Genomic DNA, 17465 nt, shown 5'->3' with positions numbered 1-17465 from the left:
GGCGTGCCTCACCTCAGCTTGGGGTCGAGGGCGTCGCGCACGGCGTCGCCGAGCATGATGAAGGCGAGCACCGTGACGGCGAGCGCGCCGGCCGGCCAGAGCATCATGTGCGGGGCGTTGCGGATGTAGGCGGAGGCCGAGGAGATGTCGATGCCCCAGGAGACGGTGGGCGGCTTCAGACCGACACCGAGAAACGACAGGGTGGCTTCCAGGGCGATGTAGGTGCCGAGCGCGATGGTGGCGACGACGATCACGGGGGCGACGGCGTTGGGCGCGATGTGGCGCAGCAGTATGCGGGAGTTGGAGGCGCCCAGCGAGCGGGCGGCCTGGACGTAGTCGTTCTGTTTGGCGGTGATGACGGAACTGCGGGCGATCCGGGAGATCTGCGGCCAGCCGAGCAGCACCATGAAGCCGATCACCGGCCAGACGGTGTCGCCGGTGACGACGGACAGCAGCACCAGGCCGCCGAGAACGACGGGGATGGCGAAGAAGACGTCGGTGATCCGGGACAGCAGTCCGTCCCAGGTGCCGCCGAAGAAGCCGGCGAGACCGCCGAGGACGCTGCCGAGGAGCGCGACGCCGAGGGTGGCGAGGACGCCGACGGTGACGGAGGTGCGGGCGCCGTAGACCGTCCGCGTGTAGACGTCGCAGCCCTGGCCGTCGAAGCCGAAGGGGTGGCCGGGCTGGGAGCTCTGCTGTGCCTTGGCGAGGTCGCAGCTCAGCGGGTCGCCGGAGGCGATGAGCGAGGGCCACAGGGAGATGGCGATCAGAAAGACGATGACCAGGCCGGAGACGATGAAGACCGGGTTGCGGATCAGGTCGTGCCAGGCGTCCGACCACAGGGAACGGGGCTTCTTGTCGGCGCCGGTGCCGCCCGGGCCGCCCGGGGCGCCCTCCACGGGCTCGGCCTCGGCCATCGCCAGGTCGGCCGCGCCGCCGGTGCCGGTGGCGGCGATGGACCGGCCTTCCTCGAACGGTTCCAGCTCAGGCATAGCGGATCCTCGGGTCAAGGACGGCGTAGAGGAGGTCGACCACCAGATTGGCCACCAGGAAGACCAGCACGAGCACGGTGACGAAGCCGACGACGGTCTGGGTGTTCTGACGGACGATGCCCTGGTAGAGCTGGTAGCCGACGCCGTGGATGTTGAAGATCCGTTCGGTGACGATGGCGCCGCCCATGAGGGCGCCGATGTCGGAGCCGATGTGGGTGACCACCGGGATGAGGCTGTTGCGCAGCAGGTGGCGGGTGACGACCCGGTGGCGCGGCAGACCCTTGGCGGTGGCGGTACGGACGTAGTCGGCGCGTTTGTTCTCGGCGATGGAGGTACGGGTGAGCCGGGTGACGTAGGCGAGCGAGACGGAGGCGAGGACCAGGCCGGGGACGATCAGTTCGTAGACGGGCGCCTCGGGTGAGACGGCCGGTTTGATCAAGCCCCACTTCACCCCGAGCAGCAGCTGGAGCAGCAGGCCGGTGACGAAGGTGGGGACGGAGAGCACGACGAGGGTGAGGAGCAGGACGGCGGTGTCGACGGGCCGGCCGCGGCGCAGGCCGGTGATCACGCCGAGGGTGATGCCGATGACGATCTCGAAGACGATCGCGACGACGGTGAGCCGGATGGTGACCGGGAAGGCACTGGCCATCAGCTCGGTGACGGGCTGGCCGTTGAAGGCGGTGCCGAAGTCGCCGGTGAAGACGTTGCCCATGTAGGTCAGGTATTGCTCCCAGACCGGCTTGTCGAGGCCGAACTCCGACTTGAGCTGGGCGACGGTGGCCGGGTCGCAGGTACGCTCGCCGCACAGTCCGGCGATCGGGTCGCCCATCACGTTCACCATCAGGAAGATCAGCAGGGTGGCGCCGAAGAAGACCGGGATCATCTGCAGCAGCCGCCGGATCACGTAACGACCCATGGGCAGGCTCCAAGGGTTGGTTCCGGGTTGGCGGGCGTACGGGGCGCCCTGCTCGGGCGCCCCGATGCGTCACTTGACCTTGATCTGGTCGTAGACCGGGACGCTGAAAGGGTTCAGGGAGACGTTCCCGATCCGGTCCGAGTAGCCGGCGCTGCCGTTCTGGTACCAGAGCGGGATCGCGCCCATGTCATCCCGGAGCACCTTCTCGGCCTCGATGAAGGTGTCGACGGCCTTGGTCCGGTCGGTCTGCGCGTTGGCCTCGTCGACGAGCTTGTCGAACTTCGGGTTCGAGTAAGTGCCGTCGTTGGAGGAGGCGTTGGTGTAGTACAGCGGCTGGAGGAAGTTCTGGATGAGCGGGTAGTCCATCTGCCAGCCCGCCCGGAAGGGGCCGCTGAGCTTGTGCTGGGTGACCTGGTTGCGGAAGTCGGCGAAGGTGCCGACCGGGTTGCCGACACAGGCCCGGTTGTTGCCCAGCGCGCGGTTGATGGAGTTGCAGACGGCGTCCACCCAGACCTTGTGGGAGCCGGTGTCGGCGTTGTACGTGATCTTCATGGTGCCGCCGGGGATGCCGCCCGCCTCGGCGACCAGCTTCTTGGCCTCGGTGGGGTTGTACGTACAGGCGGCGCCGCACAGATCGCCGCGGAAGCCGCCCTGCGCGCCGAGCACCGGCGAGGTCCAGTCCTGGGCGGGCGTCCGGGTGTTCTGGAAGATCGTCTCGGTGATCTGCTTGCGGTCGATGGCCATGGACAGGCCGGTGCGCAGCTTCTCCTGACCGGGCTTGCGCCAGGCGGGGTCGTAGAAGGGGAAGGAGAGGGTCTGGAGGATGCCGGCCGGGGTGTTGATGTAGCGGCCGGAGAGGTCGGACGAGACGTTCTTGAGCTGGGCGGCGGGGATGTCGTCGACGAGGTCGAGGTTGCCCGCGGTCAGGTCGGTGTAGGCGGTGTTGTTGTCGGTGTAGACCTTGAGCGTGATGCCGCCGTTCTGCGCCTTGTCCGGCCCGGGGTAGGCGTCCCACCTCTTGAGGGCCATCTGCGAGCCCTTGGTGTACGAGTCCACGGTGTACGGACCGTTGCCGACGGGCTTGGAGAGCCAGGCCGCGTGGCTGTCGTAGAAGGCGCGGGGCAGCGGGACGAAGGCCACGTAGCCGAGAGTGTCGGGGAAGGTGGAGAACTTCTGCGACAGCTTGACGGTGAAGGTCCGGTCATTGACGACCTTGAGGCCGGACAGGGTGGTGGCGGTCGGTTGGCCGGTGTCCGGGTGCACCTTGTCGTAGCCGTCGATGTAGCCGAAGAAGTAGGCGTTCTTCTGGTTGTTCTTGAGGTCGGCGCCGTAGTTCCAGGCGTCGACGAAGGACTTGGCGGTGATCTTCTCGCCGTTGGAGAAGGTCCAGCCGGCCTTGACGGTGATGGTGAAGTTCTGCGAGTCCGTCGTCTCGATCTTCTCGGCGAGCATGTTCTTGGCCTCGCCGGTCTTCGGGTCGTACCGCTTCAGACCCCGGAAGATCATGTCGAGGACCTTGCCGCCCTGGACCTCGTTGGTGTTCCCGGGCTCCAGCGGGTTCTGCGGATCCCCCCAGGAGGAGGAGACGATGCCGTTCGCTCCGTTGCCGTCACTGCTTCCGCCGCCGCCGCCACCGCAGGCGGTCGCGGCGAGGGCGACGACGGTGGCCAGAGCGGCCCACCGGACATGCATGGTTCCGCGCATGGAGTGCCTCCGTTCATCACGAATCCTCCGAATGAACCGAATGAATCGAATGTACGAACTCCCGTACAGGACGACCAGGCCGCAATATCACCCGTTATCAGATTGAGTGTGCTTCCGTGACGTCCTGATGAACGGAGCCCGGCCCTCCCCAGGGGAACCGGTGCAGACGGTCGGCACGGGACTGCGAGCGCAAGACCGCGCACGCCGAAGCGATGACCAAGGTCGCCACGACACTTTCCGAGCCGATGGACGAGAAGCGGCGCCGCTTCTTGTCAGAGCTCGGTTCGGGACCCCCGCCGTGCCACGACCGGGCCCAGGAGGAGGGTCACCGCAAGCAGGGCCGGGACGCCGATCACCAGGGCGGTGCTGCCGCCGACGAGTGTCGTGAGGTTCTCCAGGATGAGCACGAAGAAGGCCGCCAGTCCGGCCAGTCCCAGCGCCGGTGCGACGGTGTTCGGCCAGACGGCCGTGCGGTGTTCGGGGTGCCGGGCGAAGAAGACCACCACCGCCGTGCTGGTGATCGCGTACAGCAGCACCACGCCGACCGAGGCGAAGCTCGTCAGCCAGGCGTAGACCTGGGTGATCGGGTCGAGGCCGATGACCACCGAGAGCGTCAGCAGGGCCGCGACGACGGCGGCGGTGGCGATCGAGGCGCGGTGCGGGGAACGGAAGCGCGGGTGCGCGACACCGAGCCATGCGGGCAGGGCGCCCTGGCCCGCCAGCGCGAAGACGTACCGGGCGACGATGTTGTGGAACGACAGGATGGCGGCGAACAGGCTGGTCACGAAGAGGACTTCGACGAGGTGCCCGCCGACCGCGCCGAGGTAGCGGCGGGTGGCGTCGGCGAGCATCGTGCCGCTGTGGCCGGTGGCGGTCCCGACCGCGTGCGCGTCGCCGACGGCGGTGATCAGCGCCCAGCTGGAGACGGCGTAGAAGACGCAGACCAGAGCCAGTGACAGATAGGTCGCCCGGCGGACGGTGCGCTCGGGGTCGCGTGCCTCGTCGCGGAAGACGGCCGCCGCCTCGAACCCGATGAAGCTGAGGATGGCGAAGAGGATGCCGATCCCGGGCGCGCCGGACACGATGTGCCGGGGGCTGACGATGCCGGAGGACAGACCACTGTCGCCGCCCTTGAAGGTGACGACGGCGTCGAACGCGACGACGACGAGCACCTCGGAGAGCAGCCCGACGGCGAGCACTTTGCCGGACAGGTCGACCTGGCGGTAGCCGAGGAAGGTCACCAGAGCGAACGTCGCGGCGGCGTACACCCACCAGGGCGCGCCGGGCAGGTACGGGCCGGGCAGCAGGGCGCCGATGCCCGGCCCGATCAGTCCGTAGATGCCGGCTTCCAGGGTGAGGTACGCGAGCAGTGCCGCGAAGCCCGTGCCGAGTCCGGTGCCGCGCCCGAGACCTCGCTCGACATAGGAGGCGAAGGTCCCGGTGGTCCGCACATGGGGCGTCATGGCGAGGAATCCGATGGCGAAGAGCAGCAGGACGACGCCGGCGACGACGTAGGTCGCCGGGAAGCCCGTCCCGTTGCCGTCGGCGATGCCCAGCGGGACGGGGCCGCCGATGACACCGAGCGGGGAGGCGGCGGCGGTGACCATGAAGACGATGCTCGCGACGCCGAGGTCGCCGCGCAGCCGCTCTCCCGGTGCGGGGCCCGTGCCGTTGCCTAACGGTGCCGCCGTGGCGACGGAGGAGCTCGGCCGTTGGATGTCCGTGGGCATGCTGTCTTCTCCTGGGGTGATGAAGTGCGTGCGTGTCCTTGGGCGGTGAGAGGCGCGAATCCTTGTGATGGGGCAGGGGCAGGGCGTGGGCAGGGCGTGGGCGTTGGCCGGGGGCGATGGTGCGGGAGGTGCGGAGCCCCCTGCGGAGTGCGGGGCAGGGGGCGGCAGTACGCGAAGTGCCGTTCCGGCGGGGCCCTTTCGGGTACGCGCGACGGTGCGGCCGGGTGCGCCGCGCACCGCGTGTCCCCGCCCCCGCCGGGACCCGCCGGACAGAACCTAGGCGAGCGCGGCGGCCAGGTCCATGGCGCCCAGATGGCGGGGCGCCACCACGCGCGAGCCGGGCCCGGCCGCCGCCGTCAGTTCCCGTACGGCCGAGTCGGCGCTGGAGGCGGCCAGAAGACCCGGCGACGCGGTCAACGGCGTGACCATGTCGTCATGGTGACAGGGAATCAGCAACGGCGGATGTCCCGTGATGTCGAGGAGTCGTTCGGGGTAGCGGTGGACCGCCGAGGTCGTGGTCATCGGCACGGCGGCCACGTCCGGGCGGATCCCGGTCATCGCCCGCTCGGCGACATCGCTCGCCCCCATGAGCAGGACCGACGGCCCCCCCTCCACGGACACTTGGTAGGCGAGGGTGTCCCCTTCGACGAAGTCGCCGAGGGTCGAGGGCCGGGGTGGCGGGGCCAGCCGGTGGCCGGGGGCGAAGTAGCCGTGGTCGGGGCGCCTGCTGTGCAGGCTGCGGAAGACCTCGATCGTGTACCCGTCGAACTGGAGGTACTCCCCACCCTTGACCAGGACGGCGTCCGCGAGCCGCCGATCCGGGGTGCCCATGGCCGCGAGCAGATGGGACACCGTCTCGTGGCAGAGCACTTTGATCCGCGACCGCCGCCAGGCAGGCCGCGCGAGGAGCTGCGGGACGTCCGCCATGTGGTCGAAGTGCCCATGGCTCACCAGGATCAGCTCGGGAGCGCCGATCAGATGCCGTGCCGCGACCGTCTCGACGGCCTCGTGATCGAGACGCAGCGGGATGCCGGGCTCCGTGACGCCCTCGGCGTTCGTGAAGGGCATCCGGCTCAGATAGGGGTCGAACAGGATGCTCCGCCTGCGGTGCCCCCGGCCGAACGCGATCTCCCACCCGCTGACGCCGAGCCAGCGCAGCCGCACGTCGACGGAGAAGGGGCCTCGCCGTCGGCCCGCCGGTGCGAACGCGACTGTGCCCGCTCCGGTGGCGGCGGCCCGCGCCGCCACTCGTGGGTCCTTGAGGGCCGTACGCCGTTCCGTCATCTTCTCCCCAGAAATGTCGTACACCAGGAGTCGTGGGAACGTTACCGTCCGCGACGGCGCGGGGTCGATTCGTGCTTGCCCCGGGCATATCCGTCGCAGGCTGTGAGGGCTGGGCGGGAGCGAAGGGGACGAAGGGGTCCGAAAGGCGCGGAAGGCGGAGCGCGCGCTGCCGAACTGCCTTCGGCCACAGCCGAGTTGCCGATATGCCGGGAAGAGTGGGGGAAGAGCCGCCGCGGGAACAGTGCCCGGAAACCGCCCGGCCGCCGGGAGGCGGCCCGCCCGCCGACGACGTGCCGAAGCCTGGAGGAGACGTCCCGTCGTGGAGCGCATCGCCCTGCCCGCGCGCTCCCCCGCGCGGCCCCCCACCTTCATGCGGCTGCCGCTCGACCGGGAACCGGCCGCCCGGGACCTCGTGGTGCTCGGCGTGCCCTACGAGGAATCGGTGCGAAGTCCCGGAACACGCCTGGGCCCAGGGGCTGTTCGGGACGTCTCCGTGCTCGCGTGCGCGCCCGGCGCGGATCGCGGCCCGGGCACCTTCGACCTGGTCGACTGTGTCGACGGCGGGGACGTCGAGCTGCCGCCGGGGGAGCGCGACGCGGCGCCCGGGCTGCTGCGTGAGCGGCTGGCCCGGCTGCTCGCCGGCAACGCCGCCGTACTGCTGCTCGGCGGTGGCCGCCCGCTGACCGTGGCGGCGCTGCGCGCGGTGGCCGAGCGGCACGGCCCGGTCGCCCTTCTCCGCCTGGCCGCCGACCCGTTGGGCTCGGACCCCCGGGGCGACATCGTGGGCCAGGCGGTCGAGGAGCGGCTCGTCGACCCGTCGGCGGTGGTCCGGATCGGACTGCGGGGGCCCGGTGTCCGAGGCCGTCCCCAGGGAGGGGTGATGCTGGACGCCGGCGGGTTCGGCCGGCTGGGCGTCCGGGGTGCCTCGGGGGTCGTCCGGCAGCGGATCGGCCGCCGGCCGGTCTACGTCTCCGTCTGCGTCGACGTCGCCGACCCCGCCTTCGCCCCGGGGGTCGGCACCCGGGTCCCGGGCGGGCTCACCTCGCGGGAAATCCTCGGACTGCTCCGCTGCGTCGGGGACTTGAGCCCGGTCGGCTTCGAGGTGACGGGTGTGTCCCCGCCCCACGACCGGTCCGGCATCACCGCCGGACTGGCCGCGGAGATCGGCGGCGAACTGATCCACCAGTACGCCAGGGCCCAGCGCATCCCGATGTGACCACCGCCGCGTAGGCCCCGGCGCGGGCCGCCCTCGTCAGCGGGCGGCGGCGATCGTCTCGCCCAGCGCCACGAGAGAGTCGGCGAGTTGGTCCATCCAGTCCGAGACGGGCCTGTCGCCGTCGGACTGCAGCGCGACGAACGCGCCGTCGTAGCCGGCCATCCCGAAGGGGGCCAGGACCGTCGCGATCCGGTCGGCGGTCTCCGGTCCGGCCGTGTCGGCGAAGGACGAGCGGATCATGTGCGCCATGTAGGCGCGCCCCTTGTCGCGGACGGTGGTCACGGTGTCGAGGGCCTCGGGGGCCTCCGCCGCCTCACGGCTCATCACCAGGACGAGCAGCAGACGCAGGAACTCCTCCCCGTTCTCCATGACGTCACCGGTCCGGCGCAGGTACCAGCGGAGCCGCTCGTGCGGGGTGCCCCCTTGCGGCGGGTTCCGGTGGGCTTCGCGCATGGCCTCGAAGAAGGCCTGCGCGCCCTGTTCCATGACGGCCGAAAGCAGTCCCGCCTTGGACTCGAAGTGATGGTAGAAGGCGCTCTTCGGCAGGCCGGTCTCCTTGGCGAGGGCCGACATCGACGTCCCCGCGTATCCGCGTACGGACATCACGCGGGCGGCCGCGTCCAGGATGTCCTGCCGGGACCGGCGGCCGCGTCGGTTGGTGCGTGTCTCCTGCGCGGGCGACTCGATCGTATCCACCGTCCGATTTTAGGGCCTGCGCGACGGGGCCGAGTCCCCGGCTCCGGTCCGCCGCCGGGGCACTTCGGGGCGGCGTACGGCCCTCGGTCCCGGTTCGCCGCCGGGGCTCTTCGAGGTGCCCCGGTGGCACCGGAACAGGCCGCTCCGGGGGCCCCGCAGCGTGACTCGTACACGCCAACAGCCCTGTGGATACGGAAAGTCCGCGTCCGCGAGCCCTTGACGAGTCGTGAAGAGGCGACGCTTAATGTACCGACCGATCGGTCCAAAACTTCCCCTTCCTTGCGTGCGAGCCTGATCAACGGAGCCAGCGCATGAAACAGCGATTTGACGCGGATGTCGCGATTGTCGGCTACGGTCCGACGGGTGTGATCGCCGCCCTCACCCTCGCCCGGTACGGCGTCTCCGCCGTCGCCTTCGAACGCGACCGGGACATCCACCCCCGGGCGCGCGCCGTGACGGTGAACGACTGGACGATGCGGATCTTCCAGGATCTCGGCGTCGACGAGCGGGTCGAGAAGGTGATCGACCCTCAGCGGGCCCTCCGCTGGATGACCTACGACCGCACCGAGATCATGCGGATCGAGCATCCGCCGTCCACCCTGGGCCGGGTCCCGCGGTTCTACAACATCTACCAGCCGACGATGGAGGCCGAACTGCGCGCCGCCGTCCGGGAGCGGTACGACGACCTGGTCACCGTCCACTACGGCGACGAGGTCACCGGAGTCGAGCAGGACGCGGACGGGGTCACCCTCACCTCGACCGCGGACGGCGCGACCCGTACCACCCGGGCCCGGTACGCGATCTGCGCCGACGGCGGCAGCAGCGCCAGCCGGGGCCGGGTCGGCTGCACCCTGAGCGGCGACACCGACGACGTCACCTGGGTGGTCGTCGACTGCCACGTCAAACGCTGGTGGCCGGACCGCGACTTCCTCACCTTCTGGTCCGACCGGGAGCGTCCGGTCGTCGACATCGCCCTGTCCGCGGGCAACCACCGCTGGGAGATCCCGCTCAAGCCCGACGAGACCCCGGCGGACTACCCGACCAGCGCCGAGATCTGGCCGCTGCTCAAGGCGCTCGGCGTGTCCGAGGACGACGTCGACATCCACCAGCACGCCTTCTACCGCCACCACGTCCGGATGGCCGACACCTTCCGCAAGGGCCGGGTGTTCCTCGCCGGGGACGCGGCCCACCTGATGCCGCCCTGGGCCGGCGCCGGCATGCAGACCGGCATGCGCGACGCCCACGACCTGGGCTGGAAGCTCGCCGGTGTGCTGAAGGGGTCGCTTCCGGAGAACTGGCTGGACACCTACGAGGCCGAACGCCGCCCGAACGCCGTCTTCTACACCGACCTCGCGGTCGGCCTCGGCCGGGTGATCAAGCAGGAGGCATCCGAGGCGGAGCGGGCCGCGATGAACGCGGCGCCCGCGCACTCGGTCACCCCCTACGAGCCGCCGCTCACGCGTCCTCCCGTGCTGGCGGCCGGCTGGCTCCGGGGCGAGAGGGCGGACGCCAGCGTCATCGGCCGCATGATCCCGCAGCCGGTCACCGGCGACACCGCCGGCCGGATGGCCCGCCTCGACGACCACCTCGGCCACCACTTCGTCCTGCTCGGCGACGACGTCGACCCGGCGTCCCTCCTCTCGGCCGAGGAGAAGGCCGGCTGGGACGCGCTCGGGGCCCACTACCGCGTGGTGCGCCCGAAGACCGCGCACACCGAGGGCCAGGACGAACTGGTCGACCTGGACGAGGTGATCCTGCCCTGGATGCGCCGGTACGGGGCCCGGGTCGTCGCGGTCCGCCCCGACCGCTTCGTCGCCGCCGCCGACACCCACGGCCTCGCCGTCCCCACCGTCCTCGCCGTCCCCACCGTCCCCGCCATCTGAAACCGGATCGGAACCCCCCACCGCCGGGCCGCGAGGCCCGCGAAGAAGGAGAAGAGACTTGTCTGGTGTCAAGGAACTCGGTTACGTCGTCTACGAGGTGAGCGACCTCGCCGGCTGGGAACGCTTCGGCGTGGACCTGCTCGGCATGCGGCTCGGCGAGCGGACCGGGAACGGCTTCACCCTGCGGACCGACGAGAAGGCCCACCGCTGGGTCGTCACCGAGGGCCCCGCCGACGACCTGGTGGCCGCCGGTTACGAAGTCGGGGACACGGCCGCGCTCGACGCGCTGGTCGAGCGGCTCCGGGCGGCCGGGATCGAGGTCGCCGAGGGCGACGCGGCGCTCGCCGCCGCCCGCCGGGTGGACCGGATCTTCGTCACCGCCGACCCGATGGGCAACCGGATCGAGCTGGTCGAGCAACTGGCCGACGCCCCCGCGCCGTTCTCGTCCCCGGCGCTGCTCGGCGGCTTCGTGACCGGCGCCGGCGGCGCGGGCCACCAGGTCCTGCTGGCCCATGGTGTCTCCCGCGAGGAGTACCTGGCCTTCTACACCGGCCTGCTCGGCTTCAAGGTCAGCGACGTCATCGTCGAGGAACTCGCCCCGGGCGTCGTCGCCGACCTGATCTTCCTGCACTGCAACGGCCGCCACCACACCGTCGCCTTCGGCGATCTGCCCTCGCCGAAGAGGACCCACCACTTCATGGTCGAGGTCACCGACATCCGCGACGTCGGGCTCGCCTACGACCGGTGCATGGACGCCGGTCAGCCGTTCGAGATGACGCTCGGCATGCACCCGAACGACCGGATGTTCAGCTTCTACGTCCGCACCCCGTCCGGCTTCAGCGTCGAGTACGGCTGGGGCGGACTGATCATCGACGACGCGACCTGGGAGGTGAAGACGCTCGACCGGCTGCACAGCTGGGGCCACCGTCCGCCGGGCGTCGTCGCCGAGCTGCTCGCCGCCGCCAACCCCCTGGAGGAGAACCACTGATGAGCCTCGACCCGCGAGACCTCGCCCGTACCGCCGAAACCGCCGACTGGAAGCTCCGTTACTACGAGGCGGGTTCCGGCCACCCGGTCGTCCTGCTGCACGGCAGTGGCCCCGGCGCCACCGGCTGGAGCAACTTCGCCGGCAACATCGAGGCCCTGGCCGAGCACTTCCACGTGTACGCGGTCGACATGCCCGGCTGGGGCGAGTCGGACGCCGCGACCGTCGACCGGCTGGACCACGTCGAGGCCGTGATTCAGTTCATGGACACCCTCGGCATCGACAAGGCCGCCTTCGTCGGCAACTCGATGGGCGGCCAGACCTCGCTCCGGCTCGCCACCGAGCACCCCGAACGGATCTCCCACCTGGTCACCATGGGCCCGCCGGTCGGCCGGATACCCACCCTCTTCGGCGCCGGCGACGGCCCGTCCGAGGGCCTCAAGGTCCTCATCGAGGCCTACCGGGACGCCAGTCCGGAGAACATGCGCCGGCTCGTCGAGATCATGGTCTACGACAAGGCCCGGTTCGCCACCCCCGAGCTGTGCCAGGCCCGTTCGGACGCCGCGCTCGCCCGCCCGGAGCACCTGCGCAACTACGTGGACGGGCTGCCCCAGGGCGCCCCGCTGCCCAAGTGGGTCAAGCCGGAGCTGCTGCCCGCGATCCAGGTGCCGACCCTGCTGATCCACGGCCGCGACGACCGCGTGGTCTCCTACGAGACCTCGCTGTTCCTGCTGGCGAACATCCCCGACAGCCGCCTGGTGGTGCTCAACCACTGCGGCCACTGGGCGATGATCGAGCACGCCGACGAGTTCAACCGGCTGGTCACCGACTTCATCACGCACAACTGACCTACGGGGCAACGGGATTAAGGGGCCCGCCCCGGACCGGCTCGCCGGATCCGCCGGACCTACGGGATCCGCCGAGCCCACGGGTCCCGCGGGACCCACGGGATCCGCAAGTCCGGCCACCCGGCCGTCCTTTCGCAGGGCCGTCCCTACGCAGGGCCCGTACGGCGCCGCCACGAAGGCGGCGCCGTACGGGCCCTGTCCGCCGTCACGGGTCCTGCCGCGCGAGGTCCTGCTCCACGCGCCGGGCCGCCGCCTCCAGGGTGGCGACCAGGGACCGCAGCCGATGCGGGTCGTACCGCGTGCTGGGCAGCGACACCGAGAGGCCGGCCAGCGCGCTGCCGTCCCGGTCGCGCACCGCCACCCCGACGGCGGCGAGCCCGCGTTCGGACCGCCCCCGGTTGACGGCGAACCCGTTGCGCCGCAGCCGCCGCAGCTCGGTCCGCAGCCGGTCGGGATCCGGCCGGTCGGCCGGGCGTTCCCGGTACCGCTCGGCGGCGTACACCTCGTCCAGCTCCTCGTCGGACAGCTCGGCGAGCAACAGCAGTCCCGCCGTGGTGCGGTGGGCCGGGAACACCATGCCCTCCCGGGAGCCGACCCGCAGGGCCTGCCCGCATTCGACGCTGGCGATGAACCGCACCGTGTCCCCGGTGCGCACGATCAGATTCGCGGTCTCGTCCAGCAGCTCCACGACCCGGTGCAGATGGGGGAGGGCCGTGGCACGCAGCCGGGAGACCAGGGACTGGGAGTGCGAGGCGAGTTCGAGCACCGGGCCCGCGCGGTAGACGCGGTCGTCGTCGCGTACGGCGAAGTCCCGGTAGACCAGCATCGCCAGGATCCGGTGCGCGGTCGACCGCGCGACCCCCAGCCGCTCGGCGATCCGCGACACGCTCGCCCCGCCCTCCAGCTGGAGAATGGCCGCCGCCCGCAGCGCGTGGTCCACGCTCGCGATGGGGTAGGGCGGCGGGTTCTTGAGCGGCTTGTCCATCGCGTACGCACTCCCGGGAACGGATGCCTGGCTGTTCTGCTGTGCAGAATCTATCCGTTCCTCAGGACGGAACAGAAGAGTCTGTGGCCTGTGACTCACTCTTCCCTCGCCCATGACATCGCCTCGGACTTCCCGGTGCGGCTGACGGCCGTCGCCGCGGAGGGACAGCCCGAGGTCACCCCGGCGCTCGAAGAGCTGTACCGGGGTTTCGAGAACGAGCTGCTCGTCCCGCTGTGGACCGAGATCGGCGATCTGATGCCGGCCCACCCGCGCTCGCGGGCCGCCGCGCACCTGTGGCGCTGGGACCGGCTGCGGGAGCTGGCCGCCCGGGCCGGCGACCTCGTCCCGGTCGGACGCGGCGGCGAACGCCGCGCCATCGCGCTGGCCAACCCCTCCCTCGGCGGGCGGCCGTTCGCCACCCCGACGCTGTGGGCGGCCATCCAGTACCTGATGCCCGGCGAGGACGCCCCCGAGCACCGTCACACCCAGCACGCCTTCCGCTTCGTCGTCGAGGGCTCGGGCGTCTGGACGGTGGTCGGCGGCGACCCCGTACCGATGAACCGAGGCGACTTCCTCCCGCAGGCCGGCTGGAACTGGCACGCCCACCACAACGCCACCTCCGAGCCGATGGCCTGGATCGACGGCCTGGACATCCCCTTCCAGTACGTCGCCGAGACCCAGTTCTTCGAGTTCGGCCGCGACGAGATCACCGACGCCGAACGCGCCACCCCGCGCCGCTCGCGCTCCGAGCGGCTGTGGGCCCACCCGGGCCTGCGCCCGCTCGCGGCCACCCCCGCCACCCCGGGCAGCCCGCTGCTCTCCTACAAGTGGGAGTACACCGACGCCGCCCTGCGCGACCAGCTGCTCCTGGAGCAGGAGGGGTACGGCGGCACGGTCGAGCCCGGCCACGCGGCGGTGCGCTACAGCAACCCGCACGACGGATCCGACGTCCTGCCCACCCTGCGCGCCGAGTTCCACCGGGTCGCCCGAGGCGCCGAGACCGCGCCCGTACGCGAGACCGGCTCCTCCGTCTACCAGGTCTTCGACGGCTCCGGAGTGGTGACCGTCGGCCAGACCTCCTGGACGGTCGGCCGGGGCGATCTGTTCGTCGTGCCGTCCTGGGAGCCGTTCTCCGCCCGGTCCGAGGCCGGCCGGACCGACTCGGACTCCGGCGCCCTCGACCTCTTCCGCTTCTCCGACGCGCCCGTCTTCGAGGCGCTCAAGCTCGACCGCACCCGGCACGACGACCCCCGGCATGACGACCTCCGGTCCGGCGCCGCCCGGCTCGACACCGCCCGGTCCCGCGGCACCCTGCTCGACCCCACCCAGAAGGACGTCTGATCATGAAGCTCGCCACCCTCCGCACCGCCACCGGAACCCGGGCGGTCCGCCTCGACGGCGACGTCCACGTCGACCTCGGCTGCGCCGACCTGGGCGAGCTGTTCGCCCAGACCGACTGGCAGGACCGGGCGGCCACCGCGACGGGCACCACGTACCCCGTCGAGGGCGCCGACTTCGCACCCGTCGTCCCCCACCCCTCCAAGGTCGTCTGCGTCGGCCACAACTACACCAACCACATCAAGGAGATGGGCCGGGACCTCCCCGACTACCCCACCCTCTTCCCGAAGTTCGCCGACACCCTGCTGGGCGCGCACGACGACATCGTCAAGCCGGCCGAGACCGACGCCCTCGACTGGGAGGTCGAACTGGCCGTCGTCATCGGCAGGCACGTGCGCCGCGCCGACGAGCGACAGGCCGCCGACGCCATCGCCGGCTTCACCGTCATGAACGACATCTCGCTGCGCGACTGGCAGTTCCGCACCATCGAATGGACCCAGGGCAAGATCTGGGAGTCCACCACTCCCGTCGGCCCGTACGTCGTCACCCCCGACGAGGTCGGCGGCGTCCGCCCCGCCCTCGCGGTCACGACCGTCGTCGACGGCGAGGTCCGGCAGCAGGACGACACCGGCACACTCCTCTTCGACCCGGTCTTCCTGGTGGAGTACATCTCCACGATCACCACCCTGCACCCGGGCGACATCATCGCCACCGGCACCCCGGCCGGCGTCGGCAACGCCCGCGACCCCAAGGTCTTCCTGCGCCCCGGACAGACCGTGGTCACCGGGATCGAGGGCCTCGGCACCTGCGTCAACCAGGTGATCGAGGGATGACGGAGCCCCGCCGCACCCTCACCGACGCCCGCCGCTGGACCGCGATCGGCACCGATCTGGTCCTGGAGGCCGTGGCCTCGCTGGGCCGCACCGGCTACCTCGTGCCCAGTACCCTGCCGGGCTGGACCCGCGCCCATGTCACCGCGCACCTCGCCGCCAACGCCGAGGCCCTCGGCAACCTCGTCCACTGGGCCGCCACCGGCGAACCCACCCCGATGTACGCCTCGCCCGAGGAGCGCACCGCCGGCATCGAACGCGGCTGTGCCCTCCCCGCCGCGCGGCTGACCAGCCGGCTGCGCCACTCCTGCGACGCCCTGGAAGAGAGGATGGACCGGCTCACCGAAGCCCAGTGGCGGCGCGAGGTCGTCACCGCCCAGGGCCGGACCGTCCCCGCCACCGAACTGCCCTGGATGCGCGCGCGGGAGGTGTGCGTCCACGCCGTCGACCTGGCGACCGGCCTCTCCTTCGCCGACCTGCCGGCCGACTTCCTCGCCGCCCTGTGCGACGACGTCGCCGCCAAACGCGCCGCCGCCGACGGTCCGGCCGTGCTCCTGCGGGCCTCGGACACCGGCGCCGAATGGCGGCTGCCGGGCACCGGAGAGCCGACCCTGCTCACCGCGCCTCTGCCCGAACTCGCGGCCTACCTCACCGGACGGGACCCCGGCCCGCGTACCGCGGACGGCTCGCCCGCCCCCGCCCTCGCCGCCTGGCTCTGACCCGACCGGGCGCCGCCCGCCCCGCCCTACGCAAGGAACCGCACATGAACCCTGAACCCACCCCTGCCGGGCAGCCCGACGTCCTGGTCGTCGGCGGCGGCATCGGCGGCCTCGGCGCCGCCTTCGCGCTGTCCCGCCAGGGACTGCGGGTACGCGTCCTGGAACAGGCACCGGAGTACGGCGAGGTCGGCGCCGGCCTGCAGATCGCCCCCAACTGCACCCGCATCCTGGCCGAGTACGGTCTGCTCGACGAGGCCAGGTCGCTGGGCGTGGTCCCGGAGAACATGGTGATGCGGGACGCGCTCGACTCCCGCGTGCTGACCCGGCTCGACCTCGGCGACCTCGAACGCCGTTACGGATTCCCGTACATGGTCATCCACCGCAGCGATCTGCACGGCATCTTTCTGCGGGCCTGCGAGCGCGCCGGGGTCGAACTCCTCAACGACCAGGTCGTGGTGGACTACGAGAACACCGAAGACGGCGCCCGGGTCCTGCTCGCCGACGGCCGGACCGAAACCGCGCCCCTGGTCGTCGCGGCCGACGGACTGCACTCCGCGGCCCGCCGCCGGCTGATCGGCGACGACGTGGTCAGCTCCTCCTACGTCGCCTACCGCGCCGCCGTCCCCATCGACGAGGTCCGGGACAACGGCGTCGCGGAGAAGGACGTCACCGTCTACGTCGGCCCCGGCCGTCACTTCGTCCAGTACGCCCTGCGCGGCGGCGACATGTTCAACCAGGTCGCCGTCTTCGAGTCGCCCAAGGCTCTGGCCGGCCAGGACGACTGGGGCACCCCCGACGAGCTGGACGCCGCCTTCGAGGGCAGCTGCGACACCGTCCGCAAGGGCATTCCGCTGATGTGGCGGGACCGTTGGTGGCGGATGTTCGACCGGGACCCGATCGAGACCTGGGTGCACGGCCGGATCGCGCTGCTCGGCGACGCCGCGCACCCGCCGCTCCAGTACATGGCCCAGGGCGCGATCATGGCGATCGAGGACGGCTGGGTGCTGGCCCGCCACTACGCCCGGCTGGCCGAGGCCGCCCCGGCGGGCGCCGCGCCGGACTGGGACGGGGCGCTGGCCGCGTACGAGGCGGTCCGGGTGGAGCACTGCCGCCGGATCCAGACGACGGCCCGCGCCTGGGGCGAACTGTGGCATCTCGACGGGGAGTCGCGGCTCCGGCGCAACGCGATCATGCGGGCGCGGGACACCTACGACTACTCCTTCACCGAGTGGGTCTACGGTCCGACGGCGCTGACGCCGGACGAGGAGCCCGAGATGTTCACCCCGATCCCGCTGTCCTCGGCGCTCGTCGGGGCCGAGGAGCGGGCGGCCTGACCGCC

The 17465-nt window shown here is 71.4% G+C and carries 14 protein-coding genes and 1 pseudogene; 8 read left to right on the top strand and 7 right to left on the bottom strand.

All coding sequences use genetic code 11. The annotated features are described in order from the left end of the window. Positions 1–8: 8 nt before the first annotated feature. From ABZ990_RS20780 to ABZ990_RS20760, 5 genes are all read right to left on the bottom strand, one after another. A complete protein-coding gene (locus tag ABZ990_RS20780; RefSeq protein ID WP_361233358.1) occupies positions 9–992 on the bottom strand; it encodes an ABC transporter permease in 984 nt (327 codons plus the stop codon). Continuing rightward, positions 985–1908, bottom strand: coding sequence for an ABC transporter permease (locus ABZ990_RS20775; protein WP_361233355.1), 924 nt, complete (start codon positions 1906–1908; stop codon positions 985–987). The genes ABZ990_RS20780 and ABZ990_RS20775 overlap by 8 nt, the downstream gene beginning before the upstream one ends. Positions 1909–1977: 69 nt before the next feature. Further along, positions 1978–3612, bottom strand: a complete 1635-nt coding sequence (locus ABZ990_RS20770) for an ABC transporter substrate-binding protein (protein WP_361233353.1) — start codon at positions 3610–3612, stop codon at positions 1978–1980. 272 nt (positions 3613–3884) lie between these two features. Then, positions 3885–5342 (bottom strand): APC family permease, encoded by a 1458-nt coding sequence (locus ABZ990_RS20765; protein WP_361233350.1) that lies wholly within the window; start codon positions 5340–5342, stop codon positions 3885–3887. 276 nt (positions 5343–5618) lie between these two features. After that, positions 5619–6626, bottom strand: coding sequence for an MBL fold metallo-hydrolase (locus ABZ990_RS20760; protein WP_361233347.1), 1008 nt, complete (start codon positions 6624–6626; stop codon positions 5619–5621). Positions 6627–6996: 370 nt separating this feature from the next. Between ABZ990_RS20760 and ABZ990_RS20755 the strand changes: the two genes are divergently transcribed. Next, the gene (locus tag ABZ990_RS20755) at positions 6997–7842 is read left to right on the top strand and encodes an arginase family protein (RefSeq protein ID WP_361233435.1); all 846 of its coding nucleotides are present in this window, start codon (positions 6997–6999) and stop codon (positions 7840–7842) included. Positions 7843–7878: 36 nt separating this feature from the next. Here ABZ990_RS20755 and ABZ990_RS20750 read toward each other — a convergent pair whose 3' ends face one another. After that, entirely contained in the window at positions 7879–8538 is a 660-nt protein-coding gene (locus ABZ990_RS20750; protein ID WP_361233344.1) for a helix-turn-helix domain-containing protein, read from the bottom strand. 311 nt (positions 8539–8849) lie between these two features. Here ABZ990_RS20750 and ABZ990_RS20745 point away from each other — a divergent pair, with 311 nt between their 5' ends. The 3 genes from ABZ990_RS20745 to ABZ990_RS20735 are packed head-to-tail and all read left to right on the top strand — an operon-like array spanning position 8850 to position 12254. Beyond that, positions 8850–10421 carry an FAD-dependent monooxygenase gene (locus ABZ990_RS20745; RefSeq protein WP_361233341.1) on the top strand — a complete coding sequence of 524 codons (1572 nt, stop codon included), beginning with the start codon at positions 8850–8852 and terminating at the stop codon, positions 10419–10421. Positions 10422–10479: 58 nt separating this feature from the next. Beyond that, on the top strand, positions 10480–11409 hold the full coding sequence (locus tag ABZ990_RS20740; RefSeq protein ID WP_361233339.1) for a VOC family protein: 930 nt from the start codon (positions 10480–10482) through the stop codon (positions 11407–11409). Beyond that, on the top strand, positions 11409–12254 hold the full coding sequence (locus tag ABZ990_RS20735; RefSeq protein ID WP_361233336.1) for an alpha/beta hydrolase: 846 nt from the start codon (positions 11409–11411) through the stop codon (positions 12252–12254). Before ABZ990_RS20740 ends, ABZ990_RS20735 begins: the two co-directional genes overlap by 1 nt. A gap of 205 nt (positions 12255–12459) precedes the next feature. Here ABZ990_RS20735 and ABZ990_RS20730 read toward each other — a convergent pair whose 3' ends face one another. After that, entirely contained in the window at positions 12460–13239 is a 780-nt protein-coding gene (locus tag ABZ990_RS20730) for an IclR family transcriptional regulator (RefSeq protein WP_361233333.1), read from the bottom strand. Between the two features lie 90 nt (positions 13240–13329). Between ABZ990_RS20730 and ABZ990_RS20725 the strand changes: the two are divergent. The 4 genes and pseudogenes from ABZ990_RS20725 to ABZ990_RS20710 form a co-directional block, all read left to right on the top strand. Next, positions 13330–14478, top strand: a pseudogene (locus ABZ990_RS20725) (cupin domain-containing protein); the annotation flags it as partial. 104 nt (positions 14479–14582) lie between these two features. Next, complete coding sequence (locus ABZ990_RS20720) at positions 14583–15410, top strand: fumarylacetoacetate hydrolase family protein (protein WP_361233330.1); 828 nt, start codon at positions 14583–14585, stop codon at positions 15408–15410. Then, positions 15407–16126 carry a maleylpyruvate isomerase family mycothiol-dependent enzyme gene (locus tag ABZ990_RS20715; RefSeq protein WP_361233327.1) on the top strand — a complete coding sequence of 240 codons (720 nt, stop codon included), beginning with the start codon at positions 15407–15409 and terminating at the stop codon, positions 16124–16126. The genes ABZ990_RS20720 and ABZ990_RS20715 overlap by 4 nt, the downstream gene beginning before the upstream one ends. Before the next feature lie 44 nt (positions 16127–16170). Then, positions 16171–17460 (top strand): FAD-dependent oxidoreductase, encoded by a 1290-nt coding sequence (locus tag ABZ990_RS20710; RefSeq protein WP_361233324.1) that lies wholly within the window; start codon positions 16171–16173, stop codon positions 17458–17460. Positions 17461–17465 lie beyond the last annotated feature (5 nt).

The organism is Streptomyces sp. NPDC046203, assembly GCF_040646255.1.
In the GTDB taxonomy this organism is placed as follows: domain Bacteria; phylum Actinomycetota; class Actinomycetes; order Streptomycetales; family Streptomycetaceae; genus Streptomyces.
This window is presented reverse-complemented; position numbering and strand designations above follow the sequence as displayed.